Annotated in this window: 20 protein-coding genes and 1 pseudogene; 1 reads left to right on the top strand and 20 read right to left on the bottom strand. The window is 64.2% G+C overall.

Annotated elements, in window-relative coordinates; all coding sequences use genetic code 11:
• Positions 1 to 31: 31 nt before the first annotated feature.
• The 13 genes from QA649_RS11790 to QA649_RS11730 form a co-directional block, all read right to left on the bottom strand.
• Positions 32 to 1,099 (bottom strand): extracellular solute-binding protein, encoded by a 1,068-nt coding sequence (locus QA649_RS11790; protein ID WP_260388564.1) that lies wholly within the window; start codon positions 1,097 to 1,099, stop codon positions 32 to 34.
• Between the two features lie 22 nt (positions 1,100 to 1,121).
• Complete coding sequence (locus QA649_RS11785; protein ID WP_260388563.1) at positions 1,122 to 1,928, bottom strand: ABC transporter permease; 807 nt, start codon at positions 1,926 to 1,928, stop codon at positions 1,122 to 1,124.
• On the bottom strand, positions 1,925 to 2,803 hold the full coding sequence (locus tag QA649_RS11780; RefSeq protein WP_283024316.1) for an ABC transporter permease: 879 nt from the start codon (positions 2,801 to 2,803) through the stop codon (positions 1,925 to 1,927). The genes QA649_RS11785 and QA649_RS11780 overlap by 4 nt, the downstream gene beginning before the upstream one ends.
• Positions 2,800 to 3,933 (bottom strand): ABC transporter ATP-binding protein, encoded by a 1,134-nt coding sequence (locus tag QA649_RS11775; protein ID WP_283024315.1) that lies wholly within the window; start codon positions 3,931 to 3,933, stop codon positions 2,800 to 2,802. Before QA649_RS11775 ends, QA649_RS11780 begins: the two co-directional genes overlap by 4 nt.
• 97 nt (positions 3,934 to 4,030) lie before the next feature.
• Positions 4,031 to 4,819, bottom strand: coding sequence for a shikimate dehydrogenase (locus QA649_RS11770; RefSeq protein WP_283024314.1), 789 nt, complete (start codon positions 4,817 to 4,819; stop codon positions 4,031 to 4,033).
• A 15-nt stretch (positions 4,820 to 4,834) separates the two neighbouring features.
• Positions 4,835 to 5,440, bottom strand: coding sequence for a class II aldolase/adducin family protein (locus tag QA649_RS11765; RefSeq protein ID WP_283026015.1), 606 nt, complete (start codon positions 5,438 to 5,440; stop codon positions 4,835 to 4,837).
• A gap of 38 nt (positions 5,441 to 5,478) precedes the next feature.
• Positions 5,479 to 6,762: a 3-oxo-tetronate kinase gene (gene otnK, locus QA649_RS11760; RefSeq protein ID WP_283024313.1), complete on the bottom strand. Its 1,284-nt coding sequence runs from the start codon at positions 6,760 to 6,762 to the stop codon at positions 5,479 to 5,481.
• Between the two features lie 828 nt (positions 6,763 to 7,590).
• Positions 7,591 to 7,821 (bottom strand): hypothetical protein, encoded by a 231-nt coding sequence (locus QA649_RS11755; RefSeq protein WP_283024312.1) that lies wholly within the window; start codon positions 7,819 to 7,821, stop codon positions 7,591 to 7,593.
• 58 nt (positions 7,822 to 7,879) lie between these two features.
• Entirely contained in the window at positions 7,880 to 9,772 is a 1,893-nt protein-coding gene (locus QA649_RS11750) for a TRAP transporter large permease subunit (protein ID WP_157327915.1), read from the bottom strand.
• Entirely contained in the window at positions 9,769 to 10,794 is a 1,026-nt protein-coding gene (locus tag QA649_RS11745; protein WP_283024311.1) for a TRAP transporter substrate-binding protein, read from the bottom strand. Before QA649_RS11745 ends, QA649_RS11750 begins: the two co-directional genes overlap by 4 nt.
• A 175-nt stretch (positions 10,795 to 10,969) precedes the next feature.
• Positions 10,970 to 11,980: a transketolase family protein gene (locus tag QA649_RS11740; RefSeq protein WP_283024310.1), complete on the bottom strand. Its 1,011-nt coding sequence runs from the start codon at positions 11,978 to 11,980 to the stop codon at positions 10,970 to 10,972.
• Positions 11,977 to 12,816: a transketolase gene (locus QA649_RS11735; protein ID WP_283024309.1), complete on the bottom strand. Its 840-nt coding sequence runs from the start codon at positions 12,814 to 12,816 to the stop codon at positions 11,977 to 11,979. The genes QA649_RS11740 and QA649_RS11735 overlap by 4 nt, the downstream gene beginning before the upstream one ends.
• A 24-nt stretch (positions 12,817 to 12,840) precedes the next feature.
• Complete coding sequence (locus QA649_RS11730; RefSeq protein ID WP_100232116.1) at positions 12,841 to 13,590, bottom strand: glucose 1-dehydrogenase; 750 nt, start codon at positions 13,588 to 13,590, stop codon at positions 12,841 to 12,843.
• Positions 13,591 to 13,700: 110 nt separating this feature from the next.
• Between QA649_RS11730 and QA649_RS11725 the strand changes: the two genes are divergently transcribed.
• On the top strand, positions 13,701 to 14,597 hold the full coding sequence (locus tag QA649_RS11725) for a LysR substrate-binding domain-containing protein (RefSeq protein ID WP_100232117.1): 897 nt from the start codon (positions 13,701 to 13,703) through the stop codon (positions 14,595 to 14,597).
• 633 nt (positions 14,598 to 15,230) lie between these two features.
• On the opposite strand, the gene QA649_RS11720 is transcribed toward QA649_RS11725, so the two are convergent.
• From QA649_RS11720 to QA649_RS11690, 7 genes and pseudogenes are all read right to left on the bottom strand, one after another.
• A complete protein-coding gene (locus QA649_RS11720) occupies positions 15,231 to 16,112 on the bottom strand; it encodes a hypothetical protein (protein ID WP_283024308.1) in 882 nt (293 codons plus the stop codon).
• A 21-nt stretch (positions 16,113 to 16,133) separates the two neighbouring features.
• Entirely contained in the window at positions 16,134 to 17,657 is a 1,524-nt protein-coding gene (locus QA649_RS11715) for a hypothetical protein (protein WP_283024307.1), read from the bottom strand.
• 286 nt (positions 17,658 to 17,943) lie between these two features.
• Positions 17,944 to 18,942 (bottom strand): polyprenyl synthetase family protein, encoded by a 999-nt coding sequence (locus tag QA649_RS11710; protein ID WP_283026014.1) that lies wholly within the window; start codon positions 18,940 to 18,942, stop codon positions 17,944 to 17,946.
• A gap of 132 nt (positions 18,943 to 19,074) precedes the next feature.
• Positions 19,075 to 20,418 carry a cytochrome P450 gene (locus tag QA649_RS11705; RefSeq protein WP_283024306.1) on the bottom strand — a complete coding sequence of 448 codons (1,344 nt, stop codon included), beginning with the start codon at positions 20,416 to 20,418 and terminating at the stop codon, positions 19,075 to 19,077.
• Positions 20,418 to 21,263 carry an SDR family oxidoreductase gene (locus tag QA649_RS11700; protein ID WP_283026013.1) on the bottom strand — a complete coding sequence of 282 codons (846 nt, stop codon included), beginning with the start codon at positions 21,261 to 21,263 and terminating at the stop codon, positions 20,418 to 20,420. The genes QA649_RS11705 and QA649_RS11700 overlap by 1 nt, the downstream gene beginning before the upstream one ends.
• Positions 21,250 to 21,558 (bottom strand): ferredoxin, encoded by a 309-nt coding sequence (locus tag QA649_RS11695; RefSeq protein ID WP_167406786.1) that lies wholly within the window; start codon positions 21,556 to 21,558, stop codon positions 21,250 to 21,252. The genes QA649_RS11700 and QA649_RS11695 overlap by 14 nt, the downstream gene beginning before the upstream one ends.
• 6 nt (positions 21,559 to 21,564) lie before the next feature.
• Positions 21,565 to 22,848 (bottom strand): annotated as a pseudogene (locus QA649_RS11690) (cytochrome P450); the annotation flags it as partial.
• Positions 22,849 to 22,902 lie beyond the last annotated feature (54 nt).

Here is a 22,902-nt window from a genome sequence, read left to right as displayed (position 1 = left end):
GGCCGCAAGGCGGATGGGCTCGCTTTGCCAACTATCGGGTCAGCCAGGCCATCCAGCGCTCGCGCAGTTCGTTGCGGCGCTCGCCGATCCAGGCGAAGTCGGGCTTGACCAGCTTGGCGTAGTTCTCCGCCGAGGTCGCGTAGAGATTGCGCTCTTCCGGCTTCATCAATTCGATGGCCGATTTGCTTGCCGTTGCGTAGTTGACCGCGCGCATGAACGGCACGTGGGCGTCGGAGTTCGCGTAGAAATAGTCGAGATAGGCCATGGCGGCGTTGAGATCAGGGGCGCCCTTAAGAACGGCCATGTAGCCGGTATCGCGAATGGCCTGATCCCAGGACATGGCGACCGGCGCCCCTTCCTTCACGACGGCGAGCGCACGACCCGAATAGCTCATGGCCATGACCACTTCACGGCTGCGCATGATCTGCTGCACCTGATCGCCCGTCTTCCACCAGACCGAGACATTCGGACGAATCTCGTTCAATTTCTTGTAGGCGCGATCGAGATCGAGCGGGAAGAGCTGCTCCGGCTTGACGCCGTCAGCGAGCAGCGCGGCCGCGGGAACCCACCAATCGCTGTCGCCGGTGTCGGGCAGGCCGCGCGGCCCCGGGAATTGCTTGACGTCCCAGAAGTCGGCCCATGTCTTCGGCGCCTTGTCCTTGAACGCATCCGTATTGTAGGTGATCAGCATGCCGCCGGTGGTGCGGGCGACGCCATAGGGTTGGCAAGCATCGGAGACACCGAACTTCTGGACGCTCGGCAGCTTCGCACAATCGATCTTCTCGAGCATGTCGGTGCGCCCGACCAGGTCGGGACCGGTGGCCGTGACGATATCGAACTCGATCTTGCCGGTTCGCTGCATCGCCTTGGCACGCGCCCACTGGTCGGGGACTTCGATAGCGACAGGGACGACCTCGACGTTCTTCGCCTTGTTGAAGGGCTCATAGAAGTACTTCGCCAGCGTGTTGCCCATCAGGCCACCCGTCGTGGCAATCACGAGCTGGTCTTCGAGCTTTTGAGCGGCAGCCGGCAATGTTACGGAAAGGGTGGAGATCAGAGCAAGAAGTGCTGAGGTTCGCTTCCAGGTCTTCTTCGACATCGACGTTCTCCTCTTGGGGCTTTCACCCGGCGCTTGACTGGGTCTTGCTGCGGGACCTGAGGGCATGGCCCCCGAGCAAGATCGCGATGGACAGGACGATCAGCAGCGTCGCGATCGCGGGAATGACCGGCGTCAGGTTCTGCTCGATGTCCTCGAACATTCGGCGCGGCAGCGTCTTCTGGCGTATGCCGGACAGGAAGAACGACACGACGGGTTCGTCGAAGGAGATGATGAAGGCAAACAGCGCACCGCTCGCGAGACTCGGCAGGACCAGCGGCAGCGTCACGAAGCGAAAGGCCTGAAATCGCGTCGCACCACAGCTCATTGCCGCCGCTTCAAGATTGGCGTCGACCTTGCCCAGAGCCGCCGCCATCGTGAACACGACGAACGGCAGCGTCAGGACCGTATGTGCGAGCACGAAGCCGGGAACGGTTCCGGAGAGACCGATCGTCTGGAAAAACAGATAGAGACCGACGGCGAGCGCGATGTGCGGCACGATGATCGGCCCGATCAAGAGTATCTGGAACATGGTCACGAGCCGACTGCGACCTCGGACCATGGCGTAGGTGGCCGCGGTTCCGATCAGCGAAGCGCAGATTGCAGTCAGAAACGCCACCTGCACGCTGAGCCAGGTAGCCGCACGCCACTGCCTGCTGTCGAAATACTCGGCGTACCATTTCAGGGTGAAACCTGTCGGCGGGAAAGCCAGGTAGTCGTTCTGGCTGAACGACATTGGAATGACGATGACCAGCGGCACGATGATGAACGCCAGGACTGCATAGACATAGGCGCCCAGTACGAGGGACCCTCGATCGGTCGGCGGTTTCACGAGGCGCCCCCCATCAGCCGGTCGAAACGCAACGTCTTGCTGAACACGATCGCCAGCAATGTCACGAAGGCCGTCAGCACCCCCACCAGTGCGGCGGCGAATGGCCAGTCCAGGACCTCGCGGATCTGCTTTGACACGAGGGTCGAGATCATCATCTCCTGCGGCGAGCCGAGAAGTGCGGGCGTGATGAAAAAACCGAGCGCGGTGAGAAACACCAGCAGCGAGCCGGAAACGACGCCAGGCAGGCTCAATGGAAGGATGACTTCGAGAAAGGTGCGCAGGCGCGACGCGCCGAGCACGGCAGCCGCCCGCGCATAATCGTTCGGAATGCTGCGCAAGGCGCCGTAGATCGGCAGGACCATGAACGGCAGCAGCACGTGGGTCATGGCGATGACCACCGCACTCTGGGTATAGAGCAGCTTGAACGGCTCCGAGGTCAGGCCGAGGGCCATCAGCGCCGAGTTGATCAGTCCGTTGCGCTGGAAGAGGAAAGACCAGGCAGCGGTGCGCACCAATACGCTGGACCAGAGCGGCAGGATCACGCAGACCGCTACAAAGGCGGCGAGCGCGCCCCTCGCCCGGCTCATATAGTAGGCCACCGGAAAGCCGAGAACCACGGACAGGGCTGTCACCAGCGCGGCGGTCCAGAGTGTGCGCATCAGGACGCGCGCGTGAACCGGGTTGTCGATGACGCGGGCATAGTTGTCCAGGGTGGGATGCGGCTCGATGAAGCTGATCACGAGGAGCTGCGCGATCGGATAGATGAAGACGAAGGCGATGACGGCGAAGAACGGCAGCAGCAACAGCAGTGTCGACAGGCCGCTCAGCCTGCGGCCATCGGAGTGCCAGAACCGCGATCGCACCGCCTTCGTCATCGCCGAGTTCCTCGGTAAAGCAGGATCGCGTCTCCGGGAACGGTAAAAGTGGCAACGTCGCCGGGAGCCAACGCGTCGAGCTGCGAGGCACCGGGGATTCGCGCGCGGAGCTCGGTGCCATCCGGCAGGCGGCCGATAAAGAGCATGGCTGCCCCCGCATAGACGATGTCGCTCAGCGTGACCTTAACGACCTGCCCTGCGGCACCGGTGCCGAGCCGTAACCGCTCGGGCCTCACGGCCATCACCGCCGCTTCCCCGACTGTCGCCGCATCGACCGCCGCCGTCGCCGGCAGTTGCCACGTCTCCCCCCATGGCAGCCTCACCGAGACGAGGTCGCCGACGCTTTCGACGGTGACGTCGACGAAATTCATCTCGCCGACGAATCCGGCGGTGAAGAGATTGGCGGGTCTTTCGTAGAGCTCGCGTGCCGGCCCGATCTGCTGGATCTTGCCGTCCTTCAGCACGGCGATTCGATCCGCCATGGTCAGGGCCTCACTCTGGTCGTGAGTGACGAAGATGACCGTAATGCCGAGCTCGGCATGCAGACGCTTGATCTCGAGCTGCATGTCCTCACGCAGATTCTTGTCGAGTGCGCTGAGCGGCTCGTCCATCAGCAGAACGCGCGGCTGATAGACAATCGCGCGCGCCAGAGCCACGCGCTGCTGCTGGCCACCTGAGAGCTCGTTGGGACGGCGGCTTCCGTAACCGCCCAGACGCACCGTCGCGAGCGCGGCCTCGGCGCGCGCATGACGCTCGGCCTTCGGCAGCCCGCGCATCTTCAGGGGAAAGGCGACGTTGTCGAGAATCGTCATATGCGGGAACAGCGTGTAGTTCTGGAAGACCATTCCCAGGTTGCGCCTGTTCGAGGGCACGTAGGTGAGGTCTTCGGAATCCACCTGGATGGTCCCGCTGGTCGGAAACTCGAAGCCGGCAACGCTCATCAGGATAGTGGTCTTGCCGGAGCCGGATGGTCCGAGCAAAGCAATGAACTCGCCGGCGGCGATATCCAGATTCACGCCGTCGACGGCGAAAACCGGGCCGAAGCGCTTCTCCAGGCGGCTGATGCGGATGGACGCTCCCGCTGTTGCTGATGTGGTCGATACAGGCTTCACGAAGATCTCGTTCCCCATCTTTCCGTCCGGTACGCCCCAGGAGGACAATGTCCCCATGGTTTATGCCGGGGACTTCGACCGCGACCATTCTCGATATAATATTTGATATATCAGGCTAACGCGCAATAAAGCGCGCGACAAGGGCCATTTGCGCGTCGAGCATCGGCTTTCCGCCGACGGTTTTCGCGCCCTGGGCGGCGGCCCGCGCCAGAAGCCGGGTCACCTCGGGGGTGACGATAATGTCGCTGACGGCGGTGTCAGGCCCCACCCCCTCGATATCCAGCGGCAGTGGATCATCCGCCTTCATGCCGAGCGACGTCGTGTTGACGACGAGATCGAAGGCGCGCGCCTCCGCGTGCCCGGCGCTGACCTTCGTCTCCGGGTAACGCTGCGATACCGCCTCGGCGAGCGCGTGCGCCTTCGCTCCATCCCGGTTCATGATGGTCAGTTCGCGCGCGCCGGCCTCAGCCAGACCGAAGGCGGTTGCACGCCCCGCACCGCCTGCTCCGACCTGCAGCACTTTCCGGCCGCGCACGGCAATCTGATGCTGTGCGAGGCTGGTCACAAAACCCCGCGCGTCAAGATTGTCACCGATGAGGCGTCCGTCCGCCGTTCGCTTGACAAAATTGACGGCGCCGATGAGCGCCGCCGCGGGTGTCGTCTCATCCAGATGCTCGATCACACATGTCTTGTGCGGGATCGTGACACCAAAGCCGACCACATTGCGCATGCGCCTGATGCTCGCGAGAACGGCTCCCAGATCGGCCGGCAACACATGGAGCGGCGACACCGCCACGTCATCGCCGATCGACTGAAAATAGGCATTCAAGACGGCGCTTGCGCGGACATGGTCGATCGGGTCCGCCAACACGAACATGATCTTGGTCTTGCCGGTGATCTCCACAACAACGCTCCTCGATCAAGCCGGCAAAGGCGCCCGGCCGTAGTTGGTATAACGCTCGACAACGCGAGCCATCTCATCGTCGGGAAGGATTGCAGGCTTACCGGCCTGACAGGCCAGCAGATATTGTCTGGCGAGAGTCTCGAGTTTCACAGTGAGATCGAACGCCCCTTGCAGGCTTGTGCCCGTCGCGATCATGCCGTGATTGGCCAACAGACAAGCCTTGCGCTTGCTGAGCGCGGCAACCGCGCCATCTGCGAGAGCTCGCGTTCCGAACGTCGCATAGGGAGCGCACGGCACATCGTTTCCACCGAAACTGGCGACCATATAGTGGAAAGCGGGTATCGGCTTTGCGAGGCAGGACAGCGCGACACAGCAATCGGCATGCGTGTGCACGATCGCATTCACGTGCGGATAGGCGTTCATGATAGCCAGATGCATGTGCCATTCGCTCGACGGCAAGCCGCCATCGCGTACGGTACCATCACGTCTCAGCCGCACGAGCCGATCGGGCGTCGTATTGCCGCTGTTGCCGCCCGTCGGCGTGATGAGAATGTCTTCGCCGATGCGGCAGCTCACATTGCCGCTGCTGCCATGGTTGAAGCCCCTGACTTCGAGCTTCATCACGAAATCCAGCAGGGATTGCCTCAGTTCAAGCTCGTTCAATTTGTCTTCTCCGGATGCAGCATGGACTCCAGCGTCGTCATGAATAGGTCGACCGGGCCGAGCTTGCCGGACTTGAGGCAAAGGGCAATCGGATCCGCCTCATCGGTGGTGGCCGTACCGATACCCGGACCGCCATACGGGCCAACCCGCAAGCTACGAATGCCGAGGTGATCAACGATCGACCCCGAGGTCTCGCCACCGGCAACGACGAAGCGGCGAACTCCGGCGGCACGAAGCGAAACAGCGAGACGGCCGAGGATGGTCTCGGCAAGTTGCGCAGCGCCTTCGCGCCCATATCGTTCCTGGACCAGTTTGACGATCTCGGGCGATTCGGACGTCGAGATGGCGACAGGCCCGTCCTTCAGCCGCGGTCGCGCCCAGTCGAGCGCCGATCCGACCGCCGACTCGACATCATCGGCAGCCAGGAGATTCATCCGAAACACCGGACGGAATTTTTCGAATTCGGCAAGTTGCTCAAGCGTGCGTTCCGCGCAACTGCCGGCGAGAACCACTCCGCTCCCATTCACCGCAGGCAAGCGCGCCTGGTTGCCCGTCGGCGCGACGAGTCCCTTCGCCCTCCAGATCGCCGGGTAATGCTGAACGATCGTTGCGTTGCCCGTCATCAGCTTCCAGTCGGACGTCAATGCGGCGAGCACATCGAGATCGCGATCGTAGATCGCATCCGCAATGAAGTAGCGAACACCCTGGCCGGTCGCGGATGCGATCGCCCGCTCCAGATCCGCAGGGCCCGCACCGACCAAAGGATGAGCGAGAAGGCCGACCCTGGTCGGCGTCTGTCTCTGCAACACGCGAACGAGGTCGGGATCGGTCATCGGCGTCAGCGGATCGTTTCGCTTCGGCGAGTCCGAGATCAACTCGGTCCCGAGAAAGAGATGGCCGTTGTAGACGGTGCGGCGAAGCGAGGGAGAGGCGGGGCAAAACGCAGTGTGGTCCGCGCCAGTGAGCCGCATCAGCATATCCGCGACGGGGCCGATATTGCCGCGGTCGGTGGAATCGAAAGTCGCGCAATATTTGAAGAATATCTGACGTGTACCGCGCGCGAGCAGAGCCCGCGCTGCCTTCTCGTTCCTGGCAACGGCCTCGCCAGCCGGGATGACGCGCGTCTTCTGCGCAACGACGATGGCTGGGACGTCGCCAATGCTTGCGACAAGATCCGGGTCAGAGACGAAAGCGCAGTCGATACCGGCCGCGATGAGCATGGCGGCGGTCTCCATGCCGCCGGTCAGATCGTCCGCCACCACCCCAAGAACTGGTTTCATGATGCCCAATGCAGGAGATTTCACCTACGTCCTGCATTTTGATACATGATATATCAAATATTGCAACAGGACTTCTGCCGAGGGAGGCGCCTCGGCTTCGGTCGCCGGTGCATGGTCCAGCCACTCCACAACATGACGTGGAAAATGAACCCGCCGATCGATGCGGCCAAAACGTCGTTTGGGTTCAGGAATCTACGCCCGCGGCGCGGAGCCAACGAGACTGGCTCGGCTCGAAGCAAGCTGAGCTCGCGAGGGCTTGGTAGCTGGGTTGGCCACCGCCATCAGCAGTAGAAAATCGCAGGGAATCGCAGATTGTCGTGGCAAGTCGCAGCTATGGTAGCGGAGGCCGATGCCTTGCATTCCCCCGAGGCGAGCTATCCGAATTCGCAATCTCGATCGGCCGACTTCCGCCGACAGATCAAAGGGGAGCTCGGGGTGAGATGGTAGCGGGAGGGCGCTACCGCCATTTCCCCCGACACGATTTGCCCGAGTTTCTAATTCCAATCGCCTGAATTTCACCCGTTAAATCAAAGGGGATGTCGGGGGGATTGATGGTAGCGGGAGAGCGCTACCGCCTTTCCCCACACCTAACAAACCTACGATATCTCATCCATTCCTTAGCATGAGGCAGTTCTTGAGCCCGAAGGTTTCGGTCCCGACAACCACCTCTACGCCAACGCATCCTTCACCGGCGAGATCTATCGATATGACGTGCTTGGCGAGGCAGCGCCGAAACGCGTCGTCTTCGGCGCAGCCAGATTCCAATCCGGACTTCAAAGGGCCGGACGGGATGGCCTTCGGAACGGACGGTCGGCTCTATTGCACGGTCTACAACCAGAAGAACGTTACGGTGCTCGACCGGCGGGCGAGGTCGCCGATCCGCTGATCCTGAATGGGCCTCAGCCAACGAACTGTGCCTTCACCCTCGGAGGCAAGAAGCTCCGGGTTACGGAGGTTGGCAAGGGCCAGGTCGAGCAGATCGATATGCTTTGCTCCGGCCTGCCCCTGCACCTGCACCTGCACCTGCACCTGCACCTGCACCTGCACCTGCACCTGCACCTGCCGAAATTCGCCTGAACAGGAGGCACGGGATTCTGCAAGCCTCCTGCCGAGCTCGTCAAAGGAAGCCGATCGACAGCCAGGGCACGGCTGCGACGATCAGGGTGCCGATCAGGAGCGCGATCATGTAGCCCACTATCGGCTTCATGCCCTCGTCCGGGTTGATGCGGCTGATGGCGCAGGCTGCGTAGTAGCCGACGCCGAATGGCGGCGCAAATAGGCCGATGCCCATGGCGAGGACGACCACCATCGCGTAGTGGACATCGTGCACCCCGACCTGCCGCGCGATCGGGAACAGCAGCGGACCGAACAGGACGATGGCGGGGATTCCCTCCAGCACGCTGCCGAGGATCACGAAAGTCACGATCGTCACGGCCAGGAAGACGGGGACCCCGCCGGGAAGGCTGGTCATGAATTTGGCCAGAGAGGCCGAAAATCCTGACTGGGTCAGCGCCCACGCCATGCCAGTCGCCGCGCCGATGATGAGCAGAATCGCCCCCGACAGCGAGGCCGTCTCGACCAGCATCGGATAGATACGGCGCCATTCGAACTGCCGGTAGATGAGCAGACCCGCGCAGGCCGAGTACAGGATGCCGATGGTCGAGACCTCCGTCGCGGTCGCGACGCCCTCGACCACCGCCGTCCGGATCACGAACGGCAGCGCGATGGCGGGAATCGCGACGACAAGCGCGCTGGCGATCTCGGACCCGCTCGCCCGCTTGACATGGGACAGGTCCTCACGGCGGTAACGCCACCACACGACGGCCGCGAGCATGGCCGCGAGCACCACGCCCGGCAGCAGGCCGCCCGTGAACAGCGCGGAGATCGAAACACCGGTGACCGAGCCGATCGTGATCAGAACCAGCGACGGCGGGATTGTCTCGGTCTGCGCGCCCGTCGCGGCCAGAAGCGCGACGAGATCGCCAGGCTTCGCGCCGCGCTGCCGCATCTCGGGAAACAGGACAGGAGCCACCGCAGCCATGTCCGCCGCCTTGGAACCGGAAATGCCCGAGACCAGATACATCGCCCCGACCAGCACGTAGTGCAATCCGCCGCGCACGTGAGCCAGGAGGCTGGCCAGGAAGCTGACCATGGCGCGCGCCATGCCAGTCATCTCGATCAGAAGGCCGAGAAAGACGAAGAGCGGCACGGCAAGGAGGATCAAGTGGCTCATGCCCTCATCCATTCGTCCGATCATCACCACGTCGGGCGTGTTGGTTGTCAGGGCGAGATAGCCGACGGTGGCGAGACCGAATGCGAACGCGATCGGCACGGCTGCAAAGACCATCGCGCCGACCAGGACGACGAAGAAGATCAGGAGATTCAGATTGCCGAGCGGCTTCAGCACCGGCGCCAGCAGAACGAACGTTCCGATGATGCCCGCGACAAGGGCGACGGAGGCCAGCAGACTGCGCAAGCTGGCAATGCGGATGAGCCGGAGAACGGCCGCGACCAGCATAAGTCCGATCCCGATCGGCAACGCCGCTGCACGCCAGGTATTGACGATCTCGAGCGCCGGCGTCGTGACGAAGGCCTCGTCGGCCGCAAATTCATAGGCCGGCCAGACAACGAGCGCAAGAAATGCCAGCGATGCCGCGGCCGCCACGACATCCAGGAACGCGCGAAACTCCGCGCTGAGAACGCCAACGATAGCCGTCATCCGCATGTGTTCGCCGCGCTGGAACGCGATCACTGAACCGAACATGGCTAGCCAGAGGAAAAGAATACCGGCAAGCTCGTCGGACCAGATGATTGGCGAGCGGAACACGTACCGACCCACGATTCCGGCAGACAGCACCGCAATCTCCGCCAGCACGAGCAATGCTGCCGGGACAGCCACAACATGACCAAGCACCGTGTTCGCCGTTATCACCCAACTGCGCCGGCCTGCCTGCTGGGCGCTGGCCGCCACACCGGCATCGACGTGGGGCGGATGGCTCACGTTGGTCATGATAACTGGCCCGCGGCTTTTTCGAGCTGCGACCATGCCTCCTCGCCAAACTTGGCTTTCCAGTCGGCGTAGAAGCTGGTTTTGGACAAGGCCTGGCGGAAAGCGGCGCGATCAACGTCGATGAATTTGAGGCCCTTGGCCGAAAGATCGGCGCGAAGTGACTGGCTGAGCTTCGCGATGTCGGCGCGCTGATCGACCGCGGAACGGTCGAGCTCGCGCGTCACGATCTCCTGCACGTCCTTCGGCAGGCGCTCGAAGGCGCGCTTGTTGCCAAGGATCCAGTAGCCGTCCCAGACGTGTCCGGTCAGGCTGCACGTGCTCTGCACCTCATAGAGGCGCGCGGTCGCGATGATCGGCAGCGGATTCTCCTGCCCGTCGACGACCTTGGTTTGCAACGCGGAGTAGACCTCGTTGAAGTTGATGGGCGTCGGCCCGGCGCCGAGCGCCTTGAACAGCGAGGTCAGCAGTGGCGCGGGCGGAACGCGGATCTGGAAGTTCTTCAGATCATCCGGCGTGCGGATCTCGCGGCCGGACGAGGTCACCTGGCGGAATCCGTTGTCCCAGGCCTTCGACACCGCCATGATCGGCGTCTTAGCAATCTGCGCCCGGATGTAAGTGCCGAGATCGCCGTCCATCGCCTTCCATACGCTGTCGTAGTCGGCAAACGCGAAGCCCGTGTTCACAATGCCGGCGCTCGGCACCAGGGTGGCAAGGATCGAGGACGATTGATTGAAGAATTCGACGCCGCCGCTGCGGACTTGAGTCATGAGCTCGGTGTCTGAGCCAAGCTGGTTGGCGGGGAACAGCCTGATCTCCAGGCGGCCGCTGGTCGCTTCCTTGATGCGGTCGATCGCTTCCTGCGCCCTTATATTCACCGGATGGGTCGGATCCTGTCCTGTAGCAAATTTGTAGACGAACTCGGCGGCTGATGCCGCGCGGGTCAGAGTCCCACAGAGTGGCACGGCCGTGGCCGCCATCAAGAGAGAACGGCGGCTGATGCTTCCTAGCTTCGAGACAGTCATGTTTTCCTCCTGATCCGGTATTGACGTTGTGCCAGCTGCATCAGCCTGCGCTCAGTTTCAGCTTTCCTCTTCGACAGCCGCGTTCAGGCAAGAGCCATCGCTCGCCTGCCGCAAAATGCAGCGGACGCAACTCTTCGGTCGGGCTTGGCCTGATTGGCGCTTTAGTGCCGGTGCGCTAGAGCCACAGCTTGATCTGCCTTGCGACCTCTGCGGTGGAAATCCCGTAGCGGTCGTGCAGTGTCGGAAGTGCGCCGGCGTCAAGAAACTCGTCCGGCAATGCAATCTGGCGGAAAGGCGGATGAACGCCTGAACGCATCAGAAGTGCGGCTATGGCCTCGCCAAGGCCGCCGATGGTGGTGTGATTTTCGGCCACGACGACCAGGCGGCCTGACTTGCCAGCTTCACGCAGTATCGTCTCGGCGTCGAGCGGCTTGATGGTCGGAACATGCAGCACCGCAGCATCGACGCGGTCGTTCTTCAGAGTTTGCAAGGCCTCGAGCGCACGCATGGTCATGATGCCGGATGAGATGATTAGAACGTCCTTCCCGTCGCGGATCAGCTTGGCTTTGCCCAACTCGAACTTGTAGTCGTACTCGTCCAGCACCACCGGTACCTGGCCACGAAGAAGGCGCATGTAAACGGGCCCCTGATGCGCTGCGATCGCAGGCACCAGCTGCTCGATTTCGTGGGCGTCGCATGGGTCGATGACAGTCATGTTCGGCATGGCGCGGAAGAGCGCGAGATCCTCCGCGGCCTGATGGCTCGGGCCATAGCCCGAGGTCAGGCCGGGCAATGCGCACACGATCTTCACGTTGCGGTCTTCCTCCGCAATCGTCTGATGTATGAAATCGTAGGCACGGCGGGATGCGAACACGGCGTAAGTGGTCGCGAACGGCATGAAACCTTCGGCAGCAAGGCCCGAGGCGGCGCCGAACAGAAGCTGCTCCGCCATGCCCATCTGGTAATAGCGGTCCGGAAATTCCTTGGCGAAGATGTGTAGATCGGTGTATTTGCCGAGATCGGCCGTCATGCCGACCACATCGGGACGGCTGCGCGCGAGCTCGACCAGCGCATGGCCAAAGGGCGCTGGCTTCGTTTTCTGTCCCTCGGCCGCGATCGAGGCGATCATGGCTGAAGTGGTCAGGCGCGGCATGCCCGGCTGGGGCGCTGATCTGACGGTCTTCATGCCTGCCTCCCGGCTTCCAGCGCGGCAAGCGCGAGCTGCCATTCGTGCTGCTCGACGCGGATGAAATGGTTCTTCTCGCGCTGCTCCAGGAAGGGAACGCCCTTGCCCATCAGCGTGTCGGCGACAATCATCCGAGGCTTCGGCGCAGGATGAGACTTGGCGGCATCGAACGCGGCAACCACAGTATCGAGATCGTTGCCGTCGATCCGCTGCACGAACCAGCCGAAAGCCTGAAGCTTCTCGACTAGCGGCTCGAACGCCATCACCTGCGTCGAAGGACCGTCCGCCTGCTGATTGTTGACGTCGACGATGCCGATCAGATTGTCGAGCTTGTAATGGCCCGCCGACTGGATGGCTTCCCAGACCGAGCCCTCGTCGAGCTCGCCGTCGGAGAACAACGCGTACACCCGCGCCTCGGATTTCTTGCGCTTCAGCCCCAGGCCCATGCCGACGGCGATGCTGAGCCCAAGCCCGAGCGAGCCGCCCGACATTTCCATTCCGGGCGTGTAGGAGGCCATGCCCGACATCGGCAGGCGGCTCTCGTCGCTGCCATAGGTTTCGAGTTCTTCCTCGGGGACGATCCCCGCCTCGATCAAAGCCGCGTAGAGAGCAATGGCATAGTGACCGTTGGAGAGCAGGAAACGGTCGCGCTCCTCCCATGACGGATCTTCCGGGCGGTAGCGCATCGTGTGAAAATATGCCACGGCGAGCACGTCGGAGATGTCCAGCGCCTGTGCGATATAGCCCTGGCCCTGAACCTCGCCCATGCGCAGCGCATTGCGGCGAATGTTGTAGGCGCGATCCGCCAGCTTGGGCGTGTTGGTCAGCGTTTCCATCGATCTGGATCCTATCTCGCCTGCTCAGTGGATAAGCATGCCGCCGTTGACGTCGATCACGGCACCGGTCACGTAGGCGGAGAGATCCGACGCCAGGAAGGTGTAGATGCCGGCAACGTCGTCTGCCGTGCCGAGACGATTGAGCGGAATGCCTTCCAGGATCTTCGCCCTCATCTCGTCGGTCAACTTGCCGGCGGTGATATCGGTGCCGATCAGGCCGGGCGTGACGCAGTTGACGCGGATGCCATCCGGGCCGAACTCGCGGGCCATCGCCTTGGCGAGCCCCAGCACGCCGGCCTTCGCCGCCGAATAATGCGGACCGCCAAAAATGCCGCCGCCCCGCTGAGCCGAGACCGACGACATGCATGCGATCGATCCGGACTTCCGTGCGCGCATGTGCGGGATCACGGCCTGGGAGAGGAACAGAACCCCTTTCAGATTAACGTCTTGGATGCGATCCCAATCCGCCGCCGTAATTTCCAGGAGCTTCACCGGCTGGGTGATGCCGGCGTTGTTGATGAGAATATCGATGCTTCCGAAGGATTCGATAACGCGAGCGACGGCCTGCTGGCAGGATGATTTGTCGGCGACATCGCATCGCAGCCCAATGTGGGACTTGCCAAGCGATGCCGCGGCGTCCCCCGCCGCGCTCGCGTCAATGTCGAGAATGGCGACCCGAGCGCCCTCGGCGGCAAACCGCCGTGCGGTGGCAAGCCCGATGCCGCGCGGCGATGCCGCGCCCGAAATGATGGCCGTCTTACCGCTGAGCAGCATCAGTTCCTCCCGCAAATTATTTTTCCTTGGCAAGGCCAGGAATGAACCGCGGAGGCGCAACAGACAAACGCGCAGTTGTCACGGATCGATGAATCTGGTTCACTTATGGAATGCTGTCGAATGTCCCGATATCGGCAATTCGCGCCTTTGAAGCCGCCGCTCGCACGGGATCATTTCGCGATGCGGCGAATGAGCTTCACCTGACGCCGAGTGCCGTCAGTCATGCCATCCGCAAGCTGGAGGACACGCTTTGCACCGTCCTGTTCGAGCGCAGTGCGCGGTCCGTACGGCTCACGCCGGCTGGCGAAAATCTGATGCGCCACACGGGAGCGGCCTTCGATCAGCTTCGCCGTGGCCTTGAGGAAGTCGCTGCGCGCGGACCGCAATTGGTGCGCGTCCACTCCGCGCCAAGCTTTGCCGCGCAATGGCTGGCGCCGCGGCTTGCACAGTTTCTCGCCGCTTATCCGAAGCTCGAAGTCCGCCTGGCTGCGAGTACGGACTACGCGCGCTTCAGCAACGATGATTTTGATATCGACATCGTCTACGGTCCGCCGCGCGCCGAGGGCGTCGAGGTGGTTCCTCTCCCGGAGGAGACGGTCACTCCGCTCTGCTCGCCTGCCCTTGCAAAATCGATCAGGAAGCCCGCCGATCTCCTCGATCGCACGTTGATCCGCTCCGACGTGAAGCAGGTTCAGTGGCACCAATGGTTCACCGCCAACGGATTGGAGGCCCCTGCACTCCACGGCATGAGGTTCGATCGCAGCTTTCTCGCGATTGCGACAGCCGCGGAGGGATTGGGAGTAGCGTTGGAATCAACGCTTCTGGCCGAACGCGAACTGGCGAGCGGGCGATTAGTTGCGCCACTGGCAGGACGCGCCAACGATATCCGCTACGTCGGCCATCGTCTGATCTACCCCCGCGCCAGCCGACAGAGATCTGCGGTACGAGCCTTTGCAGATTGGCTCGTGGCGCAACTCGCTGGCAAGACCGCAGGTTCCTCGCACTAAGACCGAAGTCAAGCCGAGCATCACCGCCCTCGAGCTGCGATGGTCGCGTCTTCAACGCATAGAAGTCGGCGCCAAAAGCAAACGGGCCTCCATACATGCTCGCAATCGTCCCATTCGCGCCCGTTATCCGAGGTGCTACCATCGGGAGTAGGCGATGGCAGAAGATCGTGTGGCGTGCAAAATCGTGCGATTGGTATCGGGCCCCACCAGCCAAACAAAATACGGTCCAATTTTACGCACGAGGCAATCTGTCAGGTCTGCAACGCGCTGAACTCTATAGTCCCGGAGACGTTTGGCGAACCTCGGTATCCGCGGCAAAGCGGCTGAACTCGCGAAAGATCGATGGCAGCGCATGTTCGTCGTCATCAAGCAGAGATCACGTCCATTGGCTTATCCGGAAAGCAGCCGGTGCCTCGCGCCTCGACCGACTGTTGACCTCCGAAGGCAAAGGTCACACGGCGAATCGTGTCGCCGATCCAGCACGATGTCCAAATGGTCGTCCTTGCGCCGGCTCAGAGCGGTGTTGCTCCTGCTCGCTCCGTCCGTTGCCTCGGGCGACGGCGTTGCGTCGGACCGGACCGCAGCAGCGCGCGCACGCCGCCCCCCGCGCGTTCAGGCCGGCGACCGCTGGCCTCACCCCGCAGAGTCGCTGCGGTACCGGCTGGCCGAGGTCTGGTAGTACCGCGCGCAGATGGCCACCATGGCCTCGATCAACGATCCCCACGGCGCCGGAAAGCGCTCTTCAGCCATCACCCGGTGCAGCATGCGCGTATAGCCGGCCAGCTCGTCGTTGAGGAACTCCACCGCAGGCATAGCTGGATAGCACTGCAGCAGCAGGATCGCCGCGTTGTCGGCCTCGCCGGCCGACCTGTCCACGTCCAGTCCGTGCAGATCGTTCTGCAGGCGTCCTATCGCGGAGATGAGCCGCAGGACCTGGCGAAACGCGGGACGCGCGCGCAAGGTTGCCATGTCCAGCCCCCACAGCAACGACAGGCAACAGAACACGTTCGCGTAGGCTATCGAATCGATGCCGTTGTGCAGGTACTCGGCGTAGGACCAGCGTTCCGGCCCTGCCGTCTGCGCGTGTCCGGCGCGCAGCGCCGCGCAGTAGCGCCGGGTATCCTCGAGAAGCTGAGCGTAGTCGCGACGGTCGTAGGCGAGCGCGGCCAGCGAAGCTCGCAGCACAGCGCAGCCCTCGAATCCGGGGAGCGCGCACGGCTCGCCCTGCCCCAGCGCCTGCTCCACCGCGGCGAGCTGCTCCGGCAAGATCAGGCCAAGGTCGTTACAATCGTCGAGCCAGAACAGCAGCGCCAGTTCGCGATAGAACGCCAAGATCAGTGTTTCGTCCTGCGGATCGCGACCGGTGCGGACGCTGATGTCGCGCAGGCTCGGGCGGATACGCTGCAGAATGTACTGGCCGCCGTTGACCGCTTCCACGGCATGCTCGTCAGCGAAGCCGGTCAGGGAACGCCCCCACTCCAGCACCTGATGCAGCGCGCGTTCTGGTTGGATCATGGCGCTGCTCCTGCTCCCTCGTTACGACGCGCCGCTCCAACGAAGCGCCAGCCACAACCCGGCGAGTTCGGCCACGCGCACGACCCGAGTGGGGCAATACAGTTCCTTGCCGATCCACAACGGCGTTTTCGGCAATGCATGCGCCGCATGGCGGGCGAGCATCCACTCCAGCGCACGCGCCACCACCTGCGCGATGCGCCGGCGCCCTGTGGTCTCTTCGCTCTCGTCCATCACGCGTAACGCGAACAACGCATAGGCGGTTTCCTCGAAGGTGGACGCGCGACCGGCGCCCCAGCCGCCGTCGCCGCGCTGCGCCTGCAGCAGCGCCGCCAGCGCGCGCTCGTCCCGCCACTGGGGCTCGCCTTGCGCCAGCGCAGCGACCGCATGCGCGGTGGGATACAGCCACGAAACGTGCCATTTTTCGTTGTCCCATAGACCGCGCGGGTTGCGATTGGCCTCGACGTAGGCGCTGGTGCGGGCGGCGGGCTTTCCCAACAGTCGCAACGCATGCAGGGCGTGGATGTTGGTCGACACCGAGGGATTGCGCTCGCCGGGGAAGGTGACGAAAAGCTCGCCGATTTCAAAATGGCGCAACGTATCGACCGCCGCGTCGCGGCCTGCAAGGTGCAGGACGCATAACGCAACGGCGGTGTCGTCCGCATCAGCCGCGAAATGCAAGGCCGGGCCCAGACCGCGCACGCTCAGGCGGACGGCGAGCTGCGCGACAATCACGCGGACCGGCTCGGCGAGCGCGGGATGCGCGAACAGCCCGGCCAGATACAGGGTGTACAGCGACCAGCATGGCTCGAATACATTGATCGGCCACACGTTCGGAAAGACGCCTTCGATGCCGCTGCGCGTCGCCCGCGATGCCATCTGGAGATACGCATCGGCGCGCCCCACCTCCGGCGTGCTTCCCCGCGTCAGGGCGTACGCAAGCCACGCGGCGGTGGCCGCCGGACTGATGCCGATGCTGCCCTCGTCATCCGGGCATGCGGTCGTCGGCGACGTCCCCCAGGCTTCCCAGGAGTGCAGCAACGGATGACCGCTCGGCAACATCGCCACCGCCCCCAGCTTGTCCAGGCGCGCTTGCCGCAACGGCAACAGCGCTGGATGGCGCGGAAACGCTACGCCACCCAGCAAGGATGCGGCCTCACCGCAAAACTGCGGCAGGATCAGCTCCGCGCCGATCGGCGCGTCTTCCGGCACCGCATGCGCGTAGGGATCGGGTTGGACCTGGAGGAACCGGGTTGCAGCCTGGACTGCGTCGGCAGCACCGGGAAGAGGATCGGCACGCTGCAATGCCAGTAACGCTGCCCAGGTGGGCGCATGCCGGAACAGCGGGAAGTCTGCGCTTCCCCATCCGCCGTCGGCATGTTGCTGCGCGATGAGCCACGCGTAAGCGTCCTGCCGTCCGGTGACGTTGCCGTGGAAGCGCAGCGCCCGCGCCGTGTCGTAGACAGACGGACCGACGCTGCCGCCATCGCTCATTTCGCTCAGCAGGCCGCGCAATTCGGAAAGGATCTGTTCGGAGAGCGCGTTCACGCTGATTTTCCCTATGCAGGCGCTTGAGAACCGGGATCGGACAGACGCTGCGCATGTGGCCGCAAGCTCGTCGCATAGGCAGCGCTGGACGGCCGCCCTGCTCCGGCGCGGCGAGGTCCCCGATGCTGGCGCCGGTCCACCGCGTAGGCTTGCGCGCGGGGCGCCGCGTGCGCCGGGGCGGGCAACCGCTGCGATCGGCACCGCGACTCGGACAAAGTGCAGCATGTACCTCTGTCGCCGGTCGATTGCAGCGGCAAAGGGGGCGTCTCCATGCGGACGGGCGCGCTCATGTGCATGGCGCGTGCTTGAATAGATACCCATTGGCCCGCTGTAGGAGTTGCGCCAATCGTGCCGCACGCGGCCCCAGCGGCGCGATGGCCTCCCCGGCATCGCGCAACAGATCCAGCGCGAACTGGCGTGCTGCCTGAAGTCCCATGATCGACGCGCAGGTCGGCTTCTGCGCCGCCGCGTCCTTGCCAGGGGTCTTGCCCAGCGTCGCGGTATCCGCTGTCACGTCGAGAATGTCGTCGATCACCTGCAACGCCAGGCCGAAACAGGCGCTGTAGTGATCGAGCGCACAGTACAGCGCTGCGTGCGCGGCATTCTCCGCGAGAGCGCATAGGGCGCCCATGCGAACGGACGCGCGCACTAGCGCTCCGCTCTTCATCCGGTGCATCGTCACGATCCTGTCCAGCTCGACGTGCTTTCCCACCAGAGACAGATCCATGGCCTGCCCGCCTGCGGCACCGTGGGCTGACACCGCCCGCGCCAGTTCGCGCACGAGCGCGATACTGTTGTTGCCAGGCGCATCCAGGCTCGCAAGAGTGAGGAAGGCGTGCGCCTGCAGCGCATCGCCGACCAGGATCGCAGTAGCTTCGCCGTACTTGACGTGCACGGTCGGAAGGCCGCGGCGAAGCACGTCGTCGTCCATCGCGGGCAGATCGTCATGGACCAGGGTGCTGGCGTGCATCATCTCGATGGCGGCGCCGACGTCATCGAGCATGTGCGCCGGCGCGTCGGCCAGCGTGCCGGCAGCCAGACAGAGCAAGGCGCGGGTGCGCTTCCCGCCCTGCAAGGTGGCGTAGCGCATCGCCGCCATGAGCTCGGTCTCACCGTCATGTTCGGCGCAGAGAAGACGCGCCAGCACCTGTTCGACCCGGTTTGCGCCCTCATGCATCCAGATCTCGGGCAGCAGCCTGCCGGATGCGCCGCCCGCCTGCGCGCCCAATCTGCCGAGCGCGGAATTACCAGCTCTGTCATCGTGTGGCGTAGAACCGGTCTGCATGTTGTCCATGTCCTTGCCCCTGACAGGCGAGCCGCCGCAGTGTTGTCTGCGTCGCACCGTGCGCGCGCCGGGCGTAGCAATGCCGCGCGTCGCGGACGCCACTGCCTCGCCGCAGGGGCATGTGATGCCAGCTCATGAGAATCCGATGCGCATAGTCATGGACGGATGTGCGGTCGGGTAATAGCGCCGGCCTTTTTCGACGCCGCTCAGCAACCGCGGCCGCGCCCCGCCCTTGTGCATCGTCAGTGCTAAGGCGATGCAGAACTGCACCAGTTCCAGACATGCCAGGTGGTAACCGATGCAGACGTGTTGACCGGTACCGAACTGCAGCATGTCCGCCGGCCGGATCGGCTCGGTGCGTTCCAGCCACCGCGCCAGGCGAAACTGATGAGGCGCCTCGTGCAGCAGCGCCGAGGTCGAGAAATGCAGCAGCGGGATGCACAGATCGGTGCCCGCGGGAATGCGCCGTTGGCCGAGTCGCAATTCACGCACTGCGCGACGCACCAGGAGCGGCGTCGGCGGATGCATGCGCAGCGTCTCGCGGAACAGCGCCTCGGCGACCGGACACTCCGCCAAGTCGGCGTGCCGCGTCGGCACCGCGCCCACGCGTTGCGCCTCCTCGACCAGAGCGTCCCACAGCCCAGGCTGCCGCGCCAGCTCGATCACCATCCAGGCCATCGTTGAGGCGGTGGTGTCGTGACCACCAAGCAGCAGCAAGCGGATATTGGCGACGAGGACCTCATCGCAGAGCGCATCGTCGCTGCGATCGAAGGCGCTCACCATGTCGTTGATCAACCCGGTGCGCGCGGCATGTTCGCGCGCGTCGCGAACGAACTCGCGCAACCGCGCATCGATCCAGTCGCGGGCGGCGCGACCGCGCCGCAAGGGCAGTCCGGGCAGGTCGACCGGGGGCGCGACGATCAACTGCAGCAGTTGCCGGTACTTGCGACGCCATTCCGGCAGGTCCTCCGCGGGGATTCCCATGAGGCTGAAGATGAGCTTGAGCATCAGATCGCCGGTTTCGCGCAGGATGGTTACGTCGCCGCGGTCGCGCCACCTCTGCACCCGCGCCCGGATGACGGGCGCGAACAGCTCGCCGACGCCGGCCTGGGTCAGCCCCTTGGGCAGGAACGCCGCCTGGATCGCACCGCGCGCCTGCCGGTGCGCGCCGCCGTCCTGGGCGACCAACGTTCCGCCAAACAATTCGGGCGCGATATCTTCGATCAGCGCCGAGGACACGTCCTTGTGCCGGAGCAGTGCGATCGCATCCGGATCCAGACAGGTCACCATGTGTCCGGCAGGGCCGAAGTCCAGCCAGAAGTGGCTGCCCAGCGTCCGTTCCGCGCGCCGCAGCAGGCGCGGCAGGTCGCAGACGATGGCGGGAAGATGCCCGACCAAGGGGAAAGCGCCGGGCACGACCGGGATGTCGTGCCGCAGCCGATCTCGGCGGTTCAGCGGGTTGAGCAGCATGTCCATCAGCAGCGCGGCGACGCAGCCGCTTCGGCGGTCTCGCCGGAAGGCCGCGCGGCGCGGCTGTTCCCACCGTCGGCGTACGTCGGCACATGCGCCAGCATGCCGCCGTCGATGCACACCACTTGTCCGGTGATGAACGCAGCATCGTCGGAGAGCAGGAACGCCACCAGCGCGGCCACGTCCTCGGGGCGGCCGACGCGCGGCAGGAGCTGGTGCCGGCGCAGATGCCGTTGCATGCACTCGTCGAGCTTGGCCAGGAGACGCTCGGTCATGATGAGACCCGGCGCAACCGCGTTGCAGCGGATCTGCGCATGACCGTACTGGGTGGCGAGCGAGGCCGATAGCATGTTCATCGCCGCCTTCGATGCGGCGTAGGACGTCAGCGCAATGTCACCGCTGAGCCCCTGGCAAGACGACATGTTGACGATCGCGCCACCGCCGCGGGCGATCATCCCTGGGATGGCCTGCCGGCAGCAGAGCAATGTGCCGCGCAGATTGGTTGCCATGGTCTCATCCCAGACCGCCAGGTCCAGGTCGAGGATCGCGCGGTCGCGCGGAGTCAGATGCATGGCGCCCGCGTTGTTCACCAAGAGATCGACCGCACTGAAGTGCCGCTCCGCCGTATCGAACAGCGCTGCCACAGCCTGCGCCTCGGCGATGTCGATGGCCAGGGCGAGCGCGCGACCCGCCTCGGCCGCGATTTGCGCGGTGCACGCCGAGGCCGCCGAGCCATCGATGTCGGCGACCACCACTCTGCCGCCCTCGCGCGCGATGGCGAGGGCGCATGCCTTGCCGATCCCGGCGCCGGCGCCGGTCACCACGGCTACCTTGCCTTCAAACCGTCCCATGGTGCCCTCCTGGATTGCGTTGATCTCGCGCGGCATGCCGCTCCGCCTCCGCCGGAGAAGGCGCACTGTCGGCGCTGGCGCGCTCGTCACCGCCAGCTTCGCTTCTGATGACGCGAATGGCGGCGACCGGGCACTGGCTGGCTGCGAGCCGCACGGCGACGTGCAGCGCCTGCGGGATTGTCGCCCCGCACACTTCGGCGACGCCGTCCGGTTCGCGCTGGCGAAAAGTACCCGGTAGCGTCAGCACGCACTGTCCGCTGGTCCCGCACAGATCTTGGTCGACCACGACGCGCATCTCAGCCCCCTGCGCACGCAGCCGCACCGGCAGCGCGCGGAACGTCCTAAGGAACGCGGAGGGCTCCCGGGTGGGCAGCTCGGCCAATGCCAGCGTGGGGAAGCGCGCCTGAATCCGCGGCAAACTTTCGGCCAACTGCACCCGGGCCAGTTGCGCACCGAGGCAGAAGTGGATGCCGTGGCCGAAGCTCAGCATGATCTTCCCGTCGGTCGACATGCCGGGACTGGTGCCGTAGAACCGCGCGGGATCGAAGCGGTCGGGATCGGCGAAGGCGTCAGGGTCGCGATTGCCAGACGCGATCAGCACGCGCACGTCCGCGTTCTTCGGGATCACCACGCCGCCTAATTCGATGTCGCGCTGGGCGATACGCGGAATGGAGCTGAACATTGCCGGCGCGTCGCAGCGCAGGACTTCTTCGACGAATGCCTTCACTCCCATGGCGTCTCCCTGCAGCCAGTGCCGCTGTTCGGGATAGGCCAGCATCGCCAGGACCGCATGGTCGATGGTCGCAGCGGTCGTGGCGAAGCCACCCAGCAGCATGCCCCACAACATGCTGATCAACTCCGCATCTGACAGCGTGTCGGCATCGTCGTCGTGTGCGCCGACCAGCATCGACACGATGTCGTGGCTGGGATCGGTGCGCTTGCGCTGTATGAGACCGCCGAAGTAGGCCTTCACTCTGGCACTGGCCGCGTCCGCCGCGGCGAGCCGGGGATCGCTGGTGTGCGGGCTCAGGCCTTCCAGAATGGCGCCGATGCCGGCGGCGAGCCCGAACATGTCGTCCTGGGGCATGCCAAACAGTTCGGCGAAGACCAGTATTGGCAAGGCCAGCGCGAATTCCCGATGCAGGTCCACGGCCTCCCCGCGCTCCAGCGCGGGCGCCATGCCGTCCAGCCGCGCTTCGACAATGCGCGCGATGCTCGGCCGCAGGTTGTCGATCTGGCCCATGGTGAAATCGCGCGAGATCAGCCGGCGCAGACGCGTATGCGTCGGTGGGTCCTTCATCGCTAGCGTGGAGGCCAGCAGATTGAGCGACAGGCTGGTCGCCGCATGCGGAAAATAGCGCGCCAGTTCGCCCGGCGCCGGTCCCCGAAACGCATCGCCCGTGGCCTTGAGAGCCCAGTAGATGTCGGCGTGTCGACTCAACAGAAAGAGGCCCGACGCCGCGCGATGCACCGGGTCGTGCTCGCGCAACCACCGCATGAACGGATACGGGTCGTGGATCCACGCCGGCGACGCCAGTTCGGCGAAGGCGTCCCGGCATGCTGCCGTGGTTTCTTGCACGTCCATCTTCGTTACCTGTTGGCTGGCTGATCTGACCGGTGCACGAGAGGTGCGCCGGCA

The sequence above is a fragment of the Bradyrhizobium sp. CB1717 genome (genome assembly GCF_029714325.1).
Taxonomy (GTDB): Bacteria; Pseudomonadota; Alphaproteobacteria; order Rhizobiales; family Xanthobacteraceae; genus Bradyrhizobium.
Note: the sequence above shows the minus strand (reverse complement) of the source record. Positions and strands in the feature narration are given on the sequence as shown.

Bases quoted from the DNA above. Each gene is read 5' to 3' on its own strand.
- QA649_RS11790 (WP_260388564.1), bottom strand. From the start codon at position 1,099: ATGTCGAAGAAGACCTGGAAGCGAACCTCAGCACTTCTTGCTCTGATC.
- QA649_RS11780 (WP_283024316.1), bottom strand. From the start codon at position 2,803: ATGACGAAGGCGGTGCGATCGCGGTTCTGGCACTCCGATGGCCGCAGG.
- QA649_RS11775 (WP_283024315.1), bottom strand. From the start codon at position 3,933: ATGGGGAACGAGATCTTCGTGAAGCCTGTATCGACCACATCAGCAACA.
- QA649_RS11765 (WP_283026015.1), bottom strand. From the start codon at position 5,440: ATGAAGCTCGAAGTCAGGGGCTTCAACCATGGCAGCAGCGGCAATGTG.
- otnK (WP_283024313.1), bottom strand. From the start codon at position 6,762: ATGAAACCAGTTCTTGGGGTGGTGGCGGACGATCTGACCGGCGGCATG.
- QA649_RS11750 (WP_157327915.1), bottom strand. From the start codon at position 9,772: ATGACCAACGTGAGCCATCCGCCCCACGTCGATGCCGGTGTGGCGGCC.
- QA649_RS11745 (WP_283024311.1), bottom strand. From the start codon at position 10,794: ATGACTGTCTCGAAGCTAGGAAGCATCAGCCGCCGTTCTCTCTTGATG.
- QA649_RS11740 (WP_283024310.1), bottom strand. From the start codon at position 11,980: ATGAAGACCGTCAGATCAGCGCCCCAGCCGGGCATGCCGCGCCTGACC.
- QA649_RS11735 (WP_283024309.1), bottom strand. From the start codon at position 12,816: ATGGAAACGCTGACCAACACGCCCAAGCTGGCGGATCGCGCCTACAAC.
- QA649_RS11730 (WP_100232116.1), bottom strand. From the start codon at position 13,590: ATGCTGCTCAGCGGTAAGACGGCCATCATTTCGGGCGCGGCATCGCCG.
- QA649_RS11725 (WP_100232117.1), top strand. From the start codon at position 13,701: ATGCTGTCGAATGTCCCGATATCGGCAATTCGCGCCTTTGAAGCCGCC.
- QA649_RS11720 (WP_283024308.1), bottom strand. From the start codon at position 16,112: ATGATCCAACCAGAACGCGCGCTGCATCAGGTGCTGGAGTGGGGGCGT.
- QA649_RS11710 (WP_283026014.1), bottom strand. From the start codon at position 18,942: ATGCAGACCGGTTCTACGCCACACGATGACAGAGCTGGTAATTCCGCG.
- QA649_RS11705 (WP_283024306.1), bottom strand. From the start codon at position 20,418: ATGGACATGCTGCTCAACCCGCTGAACCGCCGAGATCGGCTGCGGCAC.
- QA649_RS11700 (WP_283026013.1), bottom strand. From the start codon at position 21,263: ATGGGACGGTTTGAAGGCAAGGTAGCCGTGGTGACCGGCGCCGGCGCC.
- QA649_RS11695 (WP_167406786.1), bottom strand. From the start codon at position 21,558: ATGCGCGTCGTGGTCGACCAAGATCTGTGCGGGACCAGCGGACAGTGC.